This window comes from Mangrovimonas cancribranchiae (assembly GCF_037126245.1).
Taxonomy (GTDB): Bacteria; Bacteroidota; Bacteroidia; order Flavobacteriales; family Flavobacteriaceae; genus Mangrovimonas; species Mangrovimonas cancribranchiae.
Genome location: NZ_CP136925.1, coordinates 1,578,365 through 1,593,393 on the forward strand (window position 1 = coordinate 1,578,365; position 15,029 = coordinate 1,593,393).

General features: G+C 33.6%; 15 protein-coding genes. 7 read left to right on the forward strand and 8 right to left on the reverse strand.

The features are described from left to right. Positions 1 to 37: 37 nt before the first annotated feature. Positions 38 to 2,488: an endopeptidase La gene (gene lon / locus R3L15_RS07015; RefSeq protein WP_338730793.1), complete on the reverse strand. Its 2,451-nt coding sequence runs from the start codon at positions 2,486 to 2,488 to the stop codon at positions 38 to 40. Between the two features lie 227 nt (positions 2,489 to 2,715). On the opposite strand from lon, the gene R3L15_RS07020 reads away from it, so the two are divergent. The 3 genes from R3L15_RS07020 to R3L15_RS07030 are packed head-to-tail and all read left to right on the forward strand — an operon-like array spanning position 2,716 to position 4,895. Continuing rightward, positions 2,716 to 3,276 (forward strand): RNA polymerase sigma factor, encoded by a 561-nt coding sequence (locus R3L15_RS07020; RefSeq protein ID WP_338730794.1) that lies wholly within the window; start codon positions 2,716 to 2,718, stop codon positions 3,274 to 3,276. Between the two features lie 10 nt (positions 3,277 to 3,286). After that, positions 3,287 to 3,838 carry a hypothetical protein gene (locus R3L15_RS07025; RefSeq protein ID WP_338730795.1) on the forward strand — a complete coding sequence of 184 codons (552 nt, stop codon included), beginning with the start codon at positions 3,287 to 3,289 and terminating at the stop codon, positions 3,836 to 3,838. After that, the gene (locus R3L15_RS07030; RefSeq protein ID WP_338730796.1) at positions 3,816 to 4,895 is read left to right on the forward strand and encodes a hypothetical protein; all 1,080 of its coding nucleotides are present in this window, start codon (positions 3,816 to 3,818) and stop codon (positions 4,893 to 4,895) included. Before R3L15_RS07025 ends, R3L15_RS07030 begins: the two co-directional genes overlap by 23 nt. A gap of 57 nt (positions 4,896 to 4,952) precedes the next feature. Here R3L15_RS07030 and R3L15_RS07035 read toward each other — a convergent pair whose 3' ends face one another. From R3L15_RS07035 to R3L15_RS07045, 3 genes are all read right to left on the reverse strand, one after another. Next, positions 4,953 to 5,561, reverse strand: coding sequence for a hypothetical protein (locus R3L15_RS07035; protein ID WP_338730797.1), 609 nt, complete (start codon positions 5,559 to 5,561; stop codon positions 4,953 to 4,955). Positions 5,562 to 5,599: 38 nt separating this feature from the next. Beyond that, positions 5,600 to 6,928: an MFS transporter gene (locus tag R3L15_RS07040; protein ID WP_338730798.1), complete on the reverse strand. Its 1,329-nt coding sequence runs from the start codon at positions 6,926 to 6,928 to the stop codon at positions 5,600 to 5,602. A 61-nt stretch (positions 6,929 to 6,989) separates the two neighbouring features. Then, positions 6,990 to 7,826: a M48 family metallopeptidase gene (locus tag R3L15_RS07045; RefSeq protein ID WP_338730799.1), complete on the reverse strand. Its 837-nt coding sequence runs from the start codon at positions 7,824 to 7,826 to the stop codon at positions 6,990 to 6,992. Between the two features lie 279 nt (positions 7,827 to 8,105). Between R3L15_RS07045 and msrB the strand changes: the two genes are divergently transcribed. Continuing rightward, positions 8,106 to 8,537, forward strand: a complete 432-nt coding sequence (msrB, locus tag R3L15_RS07050) for a peptide-methionine (R)-S-oxide reductase MsrB (protein ID WP_338730800.1) — start codon at positions 8,106 to 8,108, stop codon at positions 8,535 to 8,537. Here the strand turns inward: msrB and R3L15_RS07055 are convergent. Further along, positions 8,534 to 9,820, reverse strand: coding sequence for an NAD(P)/FAD-dependent oxidoreductase (locus R3L15_RS07055; RefSeq protein WP_338730801.1), 1,287 nt, complete (start codon positions 9,818 to 9,820; stop codon positions 8,534 to 8,536). The two genes, msrB and R3L15_RS07055, sit on opposite strands and share 4 nt — an antisense overlap. 108 nt (positions 9,821 to 9,928) lie before the next feature. Between R3L15_RS07055 and lpdA the strand changes: the two genes are divergently transcribed. Together lpdA and R3L15_RS07065 are read left to right on the forward strand one after the other, a co-directional pair. Next, complete coding sequence (gene lpdA, locus R3L15_RS07060) at positions 9,929 to 11,305, forward strand: dihydrolipoyl dehydrogenase (RefSeq protein WP_338730802.1); 1,377 nt, start codon at positions 9,929 to 9,931, stop codon at positions 11,303 to 11,305. 61 nt (positions 11,306 to 11,366) lie between these two features. Further along, entirely contained in the window at positions 11,367 to 12,050 is a 684-nt protein-coding gene (locus tag R3L15_RS07065) for a hypothetical protein (RefSeq protein WP_338730803.1), read from the forward strand. Here the strand turns inward: R3L15_RS07065 and aroQ are convergent. The 3 genes from aroQ to R3L15_RS07080 form a co-directional block, all read right to left on the reverse strand. Beyond that, positions 12,034 to 12,450 (reverse strand): type II 3-dehydroquinate dehydratase, encoded by a 417-nt coding sequence (gene aroQ, locus R3L15_RS07070; protein WP_338730804.1) that lies wholly within the window; start codon positions 12,448 to 12,450, stop codon positions 12,034 to 12,036. The two genes, R3L15_RS07065 and aroQ, sit on opposite strands and share 17 nt — an antisense overlap. A gap of 67 nt (positions 12,451 to 12,517) precedes the next feature. Further along, positions 12,518 to 13,069 carry an outer membrane beta-barrel protein gene (locus R3L15_RS07075; protein ID WP_338730805.1) on the reverse strand — a complete coding sequence of 184 codons (552 nt, stop codon included), beginning with the start codon at positions 13,067 to 13,069 and terminating at the stop codon, positions 12,518 to 12,520. Positions 13,070 to 13,222: 153 nt separating this feature from the next. Beyond that, positions 13,223 to 13,882, reverse strand: a complete 660-nt coding sequence (locus tag R3L15_RS07080) for a porin family protein (protein WP_338730806.1) — start codon at positions 13,880 to 13,882, stop codon at positions 13,223 to 13,225. 191 nt (positions 13,883 to 14,073) lie between these two features. Here R3L15_RS07080 and xerD point away from each other — a divergent pair, with 191 nt between their 5' ends. Beyond that, positions 14,074 to 14,970 (forward strand): site-specific tyrosine recombinase XerD, encoded by an 897-nt coding sequence (xerD, locus tag R3L15_RS07085; RefSeq protein ID WP_338730807.1) that lies wholly within the window; start codon positions 14,074 to 14,076, stop codon positions 14,968 to 14,970. The last annotated feature ends 59 nt before the right edge of the window (positions 14,971 to 15,029 follow it).

A 15,029-nucleotide genomic window follows, 5' to 3' on the forward strand; every position in this document is an offset into this window, starting at 1 on the left:
TCATATAAAAAACCCCGAAAAAGTTCGGGGCTTATCTTTATAATTTTTTGGCATTCTTGACCTTGGTATTGGTCAAAGCTATATTTATTACGTCGCTCATATCGGAAACATAATGAAACGTTAATCCTTTAAGATATTCTTCTTTAATTTCATCGATATCTCTTTTATTGTCTTCACAAAGAATAATTTCTTTTATTCTAGCACGTTTAGCGGCTAAAATCTTTTCTTTTATTCCGCCAACAGGTAGTACTTTACCTCGTAATGTTATCTCGCCTGTCATAGCTAAGTTTTTCTTCACTTTGCGTTGTGTAAATAGCGATACTAGCGAAGTTAACATAGTAATTCCTGCACTTGGTCCATCTTTAGGAGTTGCCCCTTCTGGCACATGAATATGAACATTATAATTATCGAATACCTCTGGATTTATACCAAATGTTTTCGCATTAGATTTAATATACTCCATGGCAATAGTAGCAGATTCTTTCATCACCTTGCCAAGGTTTCCGGTAATGCTTAAATTACCTTTTCCTTTTGAAAGTATAGATTCGATAAATAAAATATCACCTCCTACTCTTGTCCAAGCTAAACCTGTTACTACACCAGCAACATTATTATTTTCGTATTTATCACGTTCTAGTTTAGGTGCACCAAGAACCTCAACAACATCATCGTTGGTAACTTTTATGTTGTAATCTTCTTCCATAGCTATATTTTTGGCAGCATAGCGTACCATTTTAGCTACTTGTTTATTTAAACCACGAACACCAGATTCTCTTGTATAGCCTTCTACAATTTTTTCTAATTGTGGTTTACCTATTTTTAGGTTATCGGTATTTAAACCATGTTCTTTTAATTGATCTGGTAACAAATGCCTTTTAGCTATTTCCACTTTTTCTTCAATAGTATAGCCAGTAACATTAATAACTTCCATTCTATCACGTAATGCTGGCTGAATTGTAGACAGTGTGTTACATGTTGCTATAAACATAACTTTAGATAGGTCGTAACCCATTTCTAAAAAATTGTCATGAAACTCGCTATTTTGTTCTGGGTCTAAAACTTCTAACATGGCCGATGAAGGGTCGCCTTGATGTGAACTTGCCAGTTTGTCTATTTCATCCAATACAAATACTGGGTTTGATGTTCCTGCCTTTTTAAGATTTTGAATTATTCTACCTGGCATGGCACCAATATATGTTTTTCTGTGACCGCGTATTTCGGCTTCGTCACGCAAACCACCTAACGACATACGGACGTATTCTCTACCCAAGGCTTCGGCGATAGATTTTCCTAAAGAGGTTTTACCAACTCCTGGAGGTCCGTATAGACAAAGAATTGGCGATTTCATATCGTTACGCAACTTAAGTACGGCTAAATACTCTATAATACGACGTTTCACATCGTCTAATCCATAATGGTCACGATCTAAAATTTTCTTAGCACGTTTTAAATCAAACTTATCTTTACTAAACTCATTCCAAGGAAGTTCTAAAAACAAATCTAGATAATTACGCTGAATAGAGTACTCTGCAACTTGTGGATTCATGCGTTGCATTTTTGCTATTTCTTTTTCAAAATGCTTGGCTACTTTGTCGTCCCAGTTTTTGCTTTTGGCACGCTCTTTCATTTCTTCCAACTCCTGGTCGTGGCTTACGCCTCCCAATTCTTCTTGAATGGTTTTCATTTGCTGATGAAGGAAATATTCGCGTTGCTGTTGACTCATATCGTTTTGAACCTTAAGCTGAATATCATTTTTAAGCTCCAGTTTTTGGAACTCTATATTCATATACTTTAAGGTTTCGAGAGAGCGATCTTTTAAATGATTTATCTCAAGTAACTTTTGCTTATCCTTAACATCTAAATTCATATTAGACGAGACAAAGTTTACCAAAAAGGAGTTACTTTGAATATTTTTGATAGCAAACGATGCTTCTGTTGGAATGTTTGGGCTATCTTTTATAATTTGTAGTGCCAAGTCTTTAATAGAATCGATAATGGCTCCAAACTCCTTACTTGTTGGTTCTGGTTTTTCTTCTTTAACATCGCTTACCGTTGCTGTCATATAAGGTTCTTCTGTTAAAACCTCATCTATTTTAAAGCGCTTTTTTCCTTGTATAATAACAGTTACATTGCCATCTGGCATTTTTAGCACACGTAAAATACGTGCTACAGTTCCTGTTTTATAAATATCGGTTGGCGAAGGGTTTTCTACCTCTTCATCTTTTTGAGCAACAACACCAATTACCTTGCTTCCTGAATTGGCATCATTAATTAACTTTATAGATTTATCTCTACCAGCGGTTATAGGAATAACAACACCAGGGAATAATACTGTATTACGTAACGATAATATAGGTAGGGTTTCGGGTAGATCTTCTTTGTTAATTTCTTCTTCGTCTTCTGGAGTCATTAACGGAATTAACTCGGCATTCTCATCAAACTCTTGTAATGACAAACTGTCAAGACTTAAAAAACTTGTTTTCTTCATAGTAATATTTGAGCCATTCTGTCATAATTAATGTAATATAACAGAAATCAATTGCTTATTTTTAAATTAAAAAATCAAATGTCTCTTTGTGTTTCAAGCATTTAAGCTAATAACCAAGATACATTTGCTACCTATACCGACAATTAATATGCCACGAATTATTTTTTTTCTAGATAACTGTAACAAACAAAACATTGTATTATCTATATAATAGCAAAACGCTTTAATTGACACTAACCCATCAAAATATCGAACAGCTTATTAAGCTTTGCAAAGTAGGTAACCAACTTGCGCAATTGGAAATCTACAACAGGTACCACAAAGCTATGTATAACATAAGCTATAGGATTGTAAAAAACGATTTTGTCGCAGAAGACATTATGCAAGATGCCTTTTTAACGGCATTTACAAAACTTAATAGCCTAAACGATATAAACACATTTGGTGCTTGGTTAAAACGTATTGTAGTAAACAAAAGTATTTATCATTTTAATAAAAATAGTAAATACCAAAACGTTCCTTTTGATGATGTTGCTTTTAAAATTGAAGAAGACTCGAGTATAGATAATAGCTCTGAGAATTTTTCACAACTAAAAGCTAAAGAAATTCTTAAAACAATGAATTCGCTTAAAGAAAACTATAGAATTGCTTTAACCCTACATTTAATTGAAGGATACGATTACGAGGAAATATGTGATATTATGAATTTGTCTTACGCTAATTGCAGAACAACTATTTCTAGAGCTAAAGCTAGTTTAAGACAAAAGTTAGAACCTATGGTTAATTAATTAAGAGCTTATGAAAGATGATTTAGAACAACTATTTAGTAATTTAAAAGGTGATTTTGATATAGAATCCCCTAGAAAAGAACACCAAAAAAGATTCATGAAAAAGCTCCAACACCAAGAGCAAGACAAATCTAAAACACCTTTCTTTTCATGGAAACCTTTAGCAAGCATTGCAGCCATTGTAACCTTAATTTTTACAGTAGCGGTACTTAATAACAATACACAAGAAGCTGTTTCTTTAGCCAATGTGTCTCCAGAAATGGCTCAGGCAGAAAATTTCTTTACGGCAACAATTACGGCTGAATTAAAGAAATTAAACCAGGCCAAAAACCCGGAAACAACATTGATTATTAAAGACGCCATGTTGCAACTTGATAAACTAGAACATGAGTACGAAAAATTAAAAACCGATTTAGCAAAAAGTGGTCAAGATCAACGGGTTATTTACGCCATGATATCCAATTTTCAAAGCAGAATTGACATTTTACAAAACACTCTAAAACAAATAGACTTACAAAATCAATTAAAACACACAGATTATGACACCAATAATACATTTTAAAACATTACTCGTTTTTTTACTTGTTCCTTTATTTTCATTTGCAACAGTAAACGATAAGCACGAAAAGGAAAAAACGATAAAACGTAGCTTTAATGTTAATGCTAATGCCGAGTTACATATAGATAACAGTTACGGAAACCTAAATATCATCACTTGGAATGAAAATAAAATTACTATTGAGGTTACTATAAAAACAAGTGGTAATAATGAAGAAAAAGTTCAAAAGAAATTAGAAAACATCACAGTTGATTTTGAAAGCTCTAACAACCGTGTTTCAGCAAAAACAATTTTCAATAAGCTCAAGAGTAGTTGGTGGAATTGGGGCGGAAATAGCAACATAAACATGCAAGTTAATTACCTAGTAAAAATGCCCATAACAAATGCTGTAAACTTAAGTAACGACTATGGAAACATCAATTTAGATAAACTAGAAGGTCGCGCTGTAATTAACTGCGACTACGGTAAAATAACCACCAAAGAATTACTAGCCGACAACAATAGTTTTAATTTCGATTATACCAAAGGCTGTTATTTCGACTACATAAAAAGCGGTAGTATTAATGCCGATTATAGCGATTTTACCATTTCAAAAGTTGAAAATATTACTATAAATGCCGATTATACAAATACCGAAATTGAACTTGCCGAAAACGTTCATTACAATTGCGATTATGGAACCGTAAAAATTGATCAAGTAAATAATATTGAAGGCAACGGCGACTACCTTACTGTTGTTGTTGGCGATGTTTACAAAAACGCTTCTATTAAAGCTGATTTTGGTTCTATAAAAATAGACAACATGACTAAAAATGCCGGAAACATTACTATAGAATCGGATTACACAGGCATAAAAATAGGGTACGAAGCCGGTTATAACTTTAACTTTGATTTTGATTTATCTTATGCATCTCTAAGTAGTGACAATGCATTACAATTTTCTTTAAAAGATAAAGATGGTAGCGATAAAAAATATAAAGGTTATTACGGCAGTCCAAATTCTGGAAATAGCATAACTATTGCTTCAGATTATGGGAGTGTTACTTTAAAAAGAAAGTAAACAAAAAAGCCTCTCAGTTTTGAGAGGCTTTTTTTTATTATTCATTTAAAAGTTGGTTTACAACCTATTTAAAACTGTTATTGAGTTAACTATAGTTACTGTTTCTGCACCATTAGCTGTTTCCACTTCTTGCGTATCTTGCGTCATGGTAAGTGTTTGCCCACCATTAGAAAATGAATATTCTGCTGTTTGCGAACCTCCAAATTCAGACATATCTACACCTTCAAAACTAAAATCAAAAAAAGTGCCATCAGTCGTCATTGTATTTCCATCTGTTGTATAAGTTCCAGAACCTGTCACATCGGTATATGTTTGCGACATAGTCTGTGTTGGTTGCCCATCCATTAAAATAGTTAATTCCATATTGTAATTACCATTAGCTTCAAAAGTACTTTCGGTAAAAGTTACAATATAGTCCATTTCTACACCTTCAACTTCAAAACCAGAGGAAAAGACTTGTCCCATCATATCTATTTCGTTAGCAGTAGTTGCTTCAAAAGAAACTATTTCCCAATCACCAATTAAATCAGTCGAATTTACTGATCCACCACCGCCGCCAGTTTCTCCAGCGTTATTACTAAAATCTCCATCTAAAGGTTCATTTTCGCAAGCGGTTAATGCTAAAATAGAAAGAAAAAGTAAGGTTATCTGTTTTAAATTTTTCATAATAGATTTAAGTTTATTTAAACAAACATAATAATTTTTTAATCAACCACTTTTTTTTGCGTTTTTAATACACGAAATAACAATATAATACCTAGCAAGAAAAAGATAAATAAAAACACAATAGCATTACGCATACTTCCTGTAACTTGATCAATGGTTCCATAAATAACCATACCTATTACAATACCAACTTTTTCAGATACATCGAAAAAACTAAAATACGACGTTGTGTCTTTTGTTTCAGGCAAAAACTTAGAGTAAGTAGATCGTGATAAGGATTGAATACCTCCCATAACTAAACCTACAAACGATGCTGTTATATAAAACTCTATAGGTTTTGTAACAAAATATGCGGCAAAACACATAGCCATCCAAATAAAGTTAACGGCGATTAACGTTTTTATATTCCCTATTTTTTCTGATACTCGCGATGTTAAAACCGCGCCTAAAATAGCGACTACTTGTATAACTAAAATACTTATAATAAGCCCCATGGTTTTTTCCTGGTCTGTACCCCATTCTATTTCCTGCTCACCAAAATAGGTTGCCACCAACATGATTGTTTGTACAGCCATACTGTACACAAAAAAGGCATACAAATAACGCTTTAGAATAATATTTTGTTTTAAAGCTTGCCAAACTGTATTAAGCTCTTTAAAACCATTCATTAATACATGTTTTGTAACTTTTCTTCCTGTGGAAACCCCTTTGGGTAAAATGTAGAATGTATACTGACTAAATAATACCCACCACAAACCAACAGTTATAAACGAATACCGCATAGCTTTTACGGCAGTTTCTTCTGCTGTTCCTGTTATACCAAACTGTTCAGGATACATAACCATTGCTAAATTAATTAGAAGCAATAATACACTTCCTATATATCCCATTGAAAACCCTTTGGCGCTCACACGATCTTGTTGTTCTGAAAAAGCAATATCTGGCAAATAAGAGTTGTAAAACACCAAACTTCCCCAGTAACCTATTAAGCCAAAAAAGTAAAACAGTAAACTTAAATGTATATAATCTAGACTAAACCAATTTAAACCTATGCAGCCAACTCCACCTAAATAACAGAAAAACTTCATGAAGGCTTTTTTATTACCAAGGTAATCGGCAACCCCCGATAATATTGGAGAAATAAATGCGACTACTAAAAATGTAAAAGCTGTAACAAACGAAATTAGCGCCGTATTTTTAACCTCAAACCCAAAGGCTTGCACTTTATTACCATCAATAAAGTTTAAAGTCCCGTAGAATATTGGGAATATGGTTGATGCTATGGTAAGTGTGTAAACCGAATTTGCCCAATCGTAAAACGCCCATGCGTTAAGAAGTTTTTTACTTCCTTTTTTAAATTTATCCATAAAAAAAAGCTGCTTTTTTTAAGCAGCTTCTAAAGTAAGTATTTATTTTTTATTTCGGTTTTTAAAACTTTGAAATTGGTCTAAATGTATTTATTCCAAACTTTTTTGCTTCCGCTTTTGCTTGTGGTGCTAATGCTTTTAAATTATCTATTCTTGAATCGTTAGACGGGTGTGTACTTAACATTTCTGGTGGCGCTTCTCCTCCACTAGCAGCTTTCATGCGTACCCATAGGTTTGCAGCTTCATCTGGATTATATCCGGCTATAGCCATTAAATACAAGCCTATTTTATCAGCTTCTGTTTCATGCGCTCTACTAAAAGGCAACATACCACCTACCTGAGTTCCTATACCATAAGCTTGGTTGTAAAGTTCTAAATTTTCATCATCCTGTAAAGCTACATTAAGTCCTATAGCACCTACTTGCTGTAACATGCCTGCACTCATACGTTGTTGACCGTGATTTGCTAATGCGTGGGCAACTTCGTGCCCCATAATAGCAGCAACACCTGTTTCGCTTTCGGCAATAGGCAAAATGCCTGTATAGAAGACAATTTTTCCTCCTGGCATACACCAAGCATTTACAGTTTTATCATCAATTAAGTTGTACTCCCATTCGTAATCGCTTAAATACCCTTGATGCCCATTAGCATTTAACCAACGTTCGGCAGCTACAGCAATTCGCTGTCCCACACGTTTAATCATTTCAGCTCTAGCTGTTCCTGTTTCTACATCGCTTTCTGCTAGTACTTGGTTATATTGCTGAAAAGACGCTGGAAATAAGGCACTATTTTCTGTACCTGGCAATGCCATAGTTTGTTTTCCTGTAAATGGATTTGTGGCGCAAGACAAAAATAGTCCTGTAGCCACTACTACAGCTATTTTACTTTTTAATTTCATAAGTTAGTGTTTTATATTATCTCTAATTAAAAATACAAAAATCGTTCCTAATAAAACAACAATCAAAAAAGAATTAATTTATTTTATTTATAAGCTTTCATTTTTATTTATAAGCTTTCATTCAACGTTATTTTAACTTTAACATTGTAATTTGTTATTTAAGCGACTTGTCTTCGACAAAATAAAAAACACAAATTGATTAACATGAAACGTGCTACTTTATTAACTATTTCAATTATATTTCTATCTTTAATAAGCTGTCACAGTCAAAATAAGCCTATGAATTCAAATAAAAAAACAACATACAACGTCAATAAAACAGATGACGAGTGGCGTAACATTTTAACCGATGAAGAATACCGCGTTTTAAGAGAGAAAGGCACCGAGCGCCCGCATACTGGAAAATACAACCTGCATTTTGAAAAAGGAAACTACAATTGTGCTGCTTGTGGACAAACCTTGTTTGATAGTAATACTAAGTTTGATGCGCATTGTGGATGGCCTAGTTTTGACGATGCTATTGAAGGCACCATAACCTATGTAGAAGATCGCTCTTTAGGTATGGTTAGAACCGAAATTTTATGTAGCAATTGTGGAAGCCACTTAGGCCATGTTTTTAAAGATGGCCCAACAAAGACTGGGTTGCGATATTGTGTTAATTCGGTAAGTTTAGATTTTGAAACTAAAAACGAGCAAAACCAAGAAGATTAACGGGTTCTGTTTTTATACTTAAACGGACGAATAATTAATCGTGCTTCACGGTCAAACCTAATATAGTTGTATACCCAGTTTATAAAAACTACAGCTCTATTTCTAAAGCCTATTAAAAAGTATAAGTGCACAAACATCCATACAAACCAAGCAAAACTTCCTTGAAATTTCCAACGTTCTAAATCTACAACAGCTTTATTTCTCCCTACTGTTCCCATAGCGCCTTTATCTTTATATTTAAAAGGAACCATTGTTTTGCCCTCTAATAATCGCACCAGATTTCCCCCTAGTTGCTCGCCTTGCTGTATAGCTGGTTGTGCCATCATAGGAAATCCGTTGGGGTAATTTTTAGTTTCCATGCTAGCAATATCGCCTACTGCAAAAACATTTTCTAAGCCTTTAACGTTATTAAATTCATCTACAACTACTCTATTCCCTCTTGTGGTAAACTTGTCGGCATCTAACCCTTTTATGTTAGTGCCTTTAACACCTGCAGCCCAAATCATGGTAGCGGTTTCAAAAACCACGTCGGTGTTTGTTCTTACTACATTTCCATCATAAGAATTTACTCGTAGGTTTTTCCATATATTCACCCCTAATTCTTCTAAAAAATCTTCCGCTTTTTTAGAGGCTTTTTCACTCATTTGTTTTAATACGCGGTCGCCTGATTGTACTAAATTTATTTGCACACGTCTGGTATCCAAATCTGGATAATCCTTAGGTAAAATACCTTTTTTTATTTCGGCTAGAGCTCCTGCTAGTTCAACACCTGTTGGTCCTGCGCCAACAATAACAAAGTTCATGAGCTTGTCGCGCTCTTTTAAGTCGGAAGTCAACAAAGCATCTTCAAAATTCTCTAAAATTAAGCTACGTAAGTTTAACGACTGTGGTATGGTTTTCATAGCCATAGCGTTTTGTTCAATCTCGGTATTTCCAAAGAAATTGGTTTTAGATCCTGTTGCTAATACTAAATAATCGTATTTAATATCCCCTATATTAGTTATTACAGTATTAGTATCTGTATTAATTTCTTCTACATTAGCTAACCTAAATAATATATTTGGAAAGTTTTTAAGAATTTTTCGCAACGGATACGCAATGGAATCGGGCTCTAAACCTCCAGTTGACACTTGGTATAATAAGGGCTGAAATGTATGATAGTTATGCTTATCTAACAATACAACTTGCGCTTCTTGCTTAGACAATTGTTTCGCTAACGAAACACCTGCAAATCCGCCACCAATAATAACAATACGCGGACAGCTTAAACGAGGTATATTCATAAGTGTATGCTTTCAATACAAAGGTATTATTTTTTTAACAGCTAAATTCATATTTCGGTTTAGGTTTCGTAAATTCGTAGCTTGAAAAATTAGACAAAATAAATTCTCATGAGTAAATACGATATTATTGTTCTAGGAAGTGGTCCAGGAGGCTACGTAACTGCTATTAGAGCATCTCAATTAGGTTTTAAAACGGCTATTGTAGAAAAAGAAAGCCTTGGTGGTGTTTGTTTAAATTGGGGATGTATTCCAACAAAAGCCTTGTTGAAATCTGCTCAAGTTTTTGAATATTTAAAACATGCCGAAGATTATGGCCTTTCTGTAAAAGACGCCGATAAAGACTTTGATGCTGTAGTAAAACGTAGTCGTGGTGTTGCCGAAGGCATGAGCAAAGGTGTGCAATTCCTTATGAAAAAGAACAAAATAGACGTTATTGAAGGCTTTGGAAAACTTAAACCTGGTAAAAAGGTAGAAGTTGATGGTAAAGACTACAGTGCAGACCATATTATTATTGCAACAGGAGCGCGTTCTCGTGAATTACCAAGCTTACCACAAGATGGTGAAAAGGTAATTGGTTACCGCGAAGCCATGACACTAAAAAAGCAACCTAAGAAAATGATTGTAGTTGGTTCTGGTGCTATTGGTGTAGAGTTTGCTTATTTTTATAACTCTATGGGAACCGATGTAACTATTGTTGAGTATTTACCAAATGTTGTTCCTGTTGAAGATGAAGACGTTTCAAAACAATTAGAACGAAGCTTTAAGAAAAACGGTATTAAAATTATGACTTCTGCCGAAGTTACTAACGTAGATACCTCTGGAAATGGTGTAAAAGCAACCGTAAAGACTAAAAAAGGCGAAGAAGTTCTTGAAGCTGATGTGGTTCTTTCTGCTGTTGGTATTAAAACCAATATTGAAAACATAGGATTAGAAGATGTAGGTATTGTAGTTGATCGTGACAAAATTTTAGTAAATGATTATTACCAAACCAACATTCCTGGTTATTACGCCATTGGCGATGTTACTCCAGGACAAGCTTTAGCTCACGTCGCTTCTGCCGAAGGTATTCTTTGTGTTGAAAAAATTGCCAATATGCATGTAGAAGCTTTAGACTATGGTAACATTCCAGGTTGTACGTACTGCTCTCCAGAAATTGCTTCGGTTGGATTAACTGAAAAAGCAGCCAAAGAAGAAGGTTACGATATTAAAGTTGGGAAATTCCCATTCTCAGCATCAGGTAAAGCTAGTGCTGGCGGAAACAAAGATGGTTTTGTAAAAGTTATTTTCGATGCTAAATATGGCGAATGGTTAGGATGCCACATGATTGGAGCTGGTGTTACCGATATGATTGCCGAAGCTGTTTTAGGTAGAAAATTAGAAACTACAGGACACGAAGTGTTAAAAGCTGTGCATCCGCACCCAACAATGAGTGAAGCCGTTATGGAAGCTGTTGCCGATGCTTACGATGAAGTTATTCATTTATAAATTAATTCCTTTAAAAAAGATGACCCCAAAAAGGGTCATCTTTTTTTATTTTAGATAAGATATGAGACTATTTACAATAATTATAATATTTATTTTAGTTTCTTGTGGAGGAGTAAACTCACACCGTCAAACAATTTCTGCAAAAAGTTTAAAAAATAGTGCCTGTCCTAATTTAAAAATTGAATATCACAAAAGCGAAGCTTCAAACAGTAATAATGTAACAAAAATAGATTTACTTCCTATTTTTTTTGATACAAGTTTGAAAAACCCCGACAACATCAAAGAAATAACAAATAAATTAACTTTAAGAAAGAAATTAGAAACTATTGTTTTTAACATTCTTGAAAAACATAATATTGACTATACACCGCATTCATTCAATACTATTAATAGTCAAGATGTTGTTAACTATAAAAAAAGCGTTAGAAAATCTTCTTTTGCATTAGCACATGACGAATACAACGAATACATTTCAAAAGAATATTACTCAAGCGCTATAGATAATATTGGGTCTGAACCATATAAATTAGCATTCTTTTTTCAGTTTTTCCCAAAGCAAGGTAAGACTTACGAAAGAATTTACATTAACATCTTGCTTTACAACACAGAAAAAAATGAAAATGTTTATTATGATTACTTAATCTACGAACAATGTTCAATTAAAAACTTGGATGTTTTTAAAAGTGTTTTGGATGAATTGGTTCTAAATTTTAAGATAAAAAATAGCTCTAAAAACTCTGAATAGCCAATTCGTAGCTTTGCAGCCCAAACCCTACAATAACACCTTTTGCATTAGGCGATACATACGATTTATGCCTAAACTCTTCCCTATCAAACGTATTGGAAATATGTACTTCTACCACAGGTGTTTCTATAGCCGCTACGGCATCGCCAATACCAACCGATGTATGTGTGTAAGCCGCTGCATTTAAAATAATGCCATCGTAAGCTCCAAAACCAGCTTTGTGTAGCTTATTAATCAATTCGCCTTCTACATTTGATTGATAATGCTCTAAAGTGATTTCTGAATACTTACTTTGTATTTGTTCAAAAAACTCATTAAACGTTAAACTGCCATAAATATTAGGTTCGCGTTTCCCTAATAAGTTTAAATTGGGTCCGTTTATAATAATGATTTTCTTCATAATGTAAATGTATAAAAAAAGAGCAGAAAACCTCTGCCCTTTTAAATATGTATTGGTTAAGTATATATTAGAAGCTAAATGTTGCTCCTACACTAAAAATACCAAAAGACCCTGTATATCCATAATCATAATAGTAATTTCCATAATACACTCTATTTGCGTCACCTAAGCTTATTCCTCTATAAGACGCATTTAATTGAATCATATCGTTTATGTTATACCCAAACATTGGGCGGTAGTAAAACCCACCATCATTATCATCGTTAATACCTACGGCATACCCTAAATCTAAGCCAACAGTAAACATTTCGTTTATATTAAATCGACCAGCACCAGCAATAGGAACATATTGGAAGGGATCATCTACGTTATAAGCGCCATTATTATCATAATATATTCTATCATCACCAAAAGAATGAGAAAAACCAGTTGTAGGCCCTACACTAAACTTTTCATTAATTTCAAACAAATAGGTAACATCAGCACCTATAGAAAACGTTGCATAATCGCTTCCTGAAACAGGAACTCCAATAAAAGCTCCAGCACTGAAACCTTCTTGGGCATTCATTCCAAAAGTTAAAGCTAAAACAGCGATAACCGATAAAAACACTTTTTTCATAATAGTTAAGTTTTTAAATTGATTAATACTGAGGTAATTTAGTGAAAATTTTAGACTTCACAATATCAGCTGTTTAAAATAGCTCAAACTATAACACAAAAAAGCCGAAGCAAATGCTTCGGCTTTTTTATAGTATATTATACAATAAATACCTTAGAACATAAATCCTACAGAAACTTGGATTACTCCATTAGAAATTTTGTAATCATCTGAATTAGGTGCATCATTAATATTCATTAAACCTAGGTTATAACGAGCATCGAAAGTAAGTCCCATATCCATTTTGTAACCAACACCAAAGTTAAGTCCAAAATCAATTGACTTTAAATTATCATCGATATCTCTTTCAGCAGATCCTGACTCTGTTTGATTCATTCCACCTCCAGAAACTGATTCTTCATAATCATATTCTTCTTTTGCAGAAGCTAAAATACCTACTTGCGGTCCAGCAGACACATTGAATCCATTAACTATGTAGTATTTAAACATTACAGGAATGTTAACATAGTTTAATTTAACTTTAGATTCTTCTTTTAGTGAATATGTTATACCTCCATTTGTCTCTGACTCTGAATACTCGTCCTTTGCTCCTTGAGTGGAAAATAATAATTCTGCTTGAACACCCATTTTTTCGTTGAACTTGTATTCTGCAGCACCACCAATATGGAAACCTACTTGCATTTCTGCATTTTCTACATCTCCATTTAAGGTTGCAAAGTTAACACCAGCTTTTGGTCCAAAGCTAAATTCTTGTGCCATAACACCAGTAAATCCAAATACTGCAATTGCAGCAGATAAAATTAATTTTTTCATAATTGTTTAAGTTTTTTAAATTGGTGCTGCAAACTAAATACTTTTTTTTTAATTATTAACAATCAAATTTATAAATAATTAACCACCACAACATAAACTACTGAAGGTCAGTGTTTTATTTAATTAAAAATGTTCTTTAAATTGTTAATAACCTAAAAACCAAACACTTAAACATAATTTTACTATTAAATATGACGTGGAACCAAGCCATAAAAGACTATAAACTATATTTAAAAATAGAACGTGGGTTATCTAATAATTCTATCGTTAATTATGGTTTGGATGTTGAAAAGCTAGTCAACTATCTAGACAACAACAATATAACGATATCGCCTATACAAATAGAAACAGAAACCATTCAAGGTTTTATTTATCAATCGGCCAAATCGGTTAATGCAAGATCGCAATCGCGATTAATTTCTGGATTACGGGGCTTTTTTAATTATTTAATATTTGAAGATTACAGAACAACCAACCCGCTTGAACTTATCGAATCACCTAAAATTGGTAGAAAACTACCCAATACGCTCTCTGAAGACGAAATTAACCAATTAATTACTGCTATAGATTTAAGCAAACCCGAAGGCGAACGCAACCGCGCCATGTTAGAAACCTTATATAGTTGTGGCCTACGTGTAAGCGAATTAACTGGTTTAAAGCTATCGGATTTATTTTTTGATGAAGGCTTTATAAAAGTTACTGGAAAAGGCGACAAACAACGTTTTGTACCTATTGTTCCCGCTACGCAAAAATATATTACAATATATAGTAAAGAGGTTAGATCTCATCAAAAAATACAACCTGGCTTTGAAGATACCTTATTTTTAAATCGTCGGGGCAAACAACTTACACGGGCCATGATTTTTACCATTATAAAACAATTAGCAGAAAAAATAGGACTTAAAAAAAGTATTTCTCCACATACCTTTAGACATTCGTTTGCCACACATTTACTGGAAAATGGTGCCGATTTACGAGCTATACAACAAATGTTGGGTCATGAAAGTATTACCACTACCGAAATTTATATGCATATAGAAAAGGGCCATTTACAGGATATTGTAGAAACGTTTCACCCAAGAAAATAGAAACCCGTTTAAAAAGGTCTTTTTGTCAACCTGAAACAAGTTCAGAATGACACACATAT

Excerpts from the sequence above, each read along its gene's own strand:
- xerD (WP_338730807.1), top strand. The coding sequence starts at position 14,074 with ATGACGTGGAACCAAGCCATAAAAGACTATAAACTATATTTAAAAATA.
- R3L15_RS07080 (WP_338730806.1), bottom strand. The coding sequence starts at position 13,882 with ATGAAAAAATTAATTTTATCTGCTGCAATTGCAGTATTTGGATTTACT.
- R3L15_RS07030 (WP_338730796.1), top strand. The coding sequence starts at position 3,816 with ATGACACCAATAATACATTTTAAAACATTACTCGTTTTTTTACTTGTT.
- R3L15_RS07075 (WP_338730805.1), bottom strand. The coding sequence starts at position 13,069 with ATGAAAAAAGTGTTTTTATCGGTTATCGCTGTTTTAGCTTTAACTTTT.
- R3L15_RS07025 (WP_338730795.1), top strand. The coding sequence starts at position 3,287 with ATGAAAGATGATTTAGAACAACTATTTAGTAATTTAAAAGGTGATTTT.
- msrB (WP_338730800.1), top strand. The coding sequence starts at position 8,106 with ATGAATTCAAATAAAAAAACAACATACAACGTCAATAAAACAGATGAC.
- R3L15_RS07065 (WP_338730803.1), top strand. The coding sequence starts at position 11,367 with ATGAGACTATTTACAATAATTATAATATTTATTTTAGTTTCTTGTGGA.
- R3L15_RS07055 (WP_338730801.1), bottom strand. The coding sequence starts at position 9,820 with ATGAATATACCTCGTTTAAGCTGTCCGCGTATTGTTATTATTGGTGGC.
- R3L15_RS07045 (WP_338730799.1), bottom strand. The coding sequence starts at position 7,826 with ATGAAATTAAAAAGTAAAATAGCTGTAGTAGTGGCTACAGGACTATTT.
- R3L15_RS07040 (WP_338730798.1), bottom strand. The coding sequence starts at position 6,928 with ATGGATAAATTTAAAAAAGGAAGTAAAAAACTTCTTAACGCATGGGCG.
- R3L15_RS07035 (WP_338730797.1), bottom strand. The coding sequence starts at position 5,561 with ATGAAAAATTTAAAACAGATAACCTTACTTTTTCTTTCTATTTTAGCA.
- aroQ (WP_338730804.1), bottom strand. The coding sequence starts at position 12,450 with ATGAAGAAAATCATTATTATAAACGGACCCAATTTAAACTTATTAGGG.
- lon (WP_338730793.1), bottom strand. The coding sequence starts at position 2,488 with ATGAAGAAAACAAGTTTTTTAAGTCTTGACAGTTTGTCATTACAAGAG.
- lpdA (WP_338730802.1), top strand. The coding sequence starts at position 9,929 with ATGAGTAAATACGATATTATTGTTCTAGGAAGTGGTCCAGGAGGCTAC.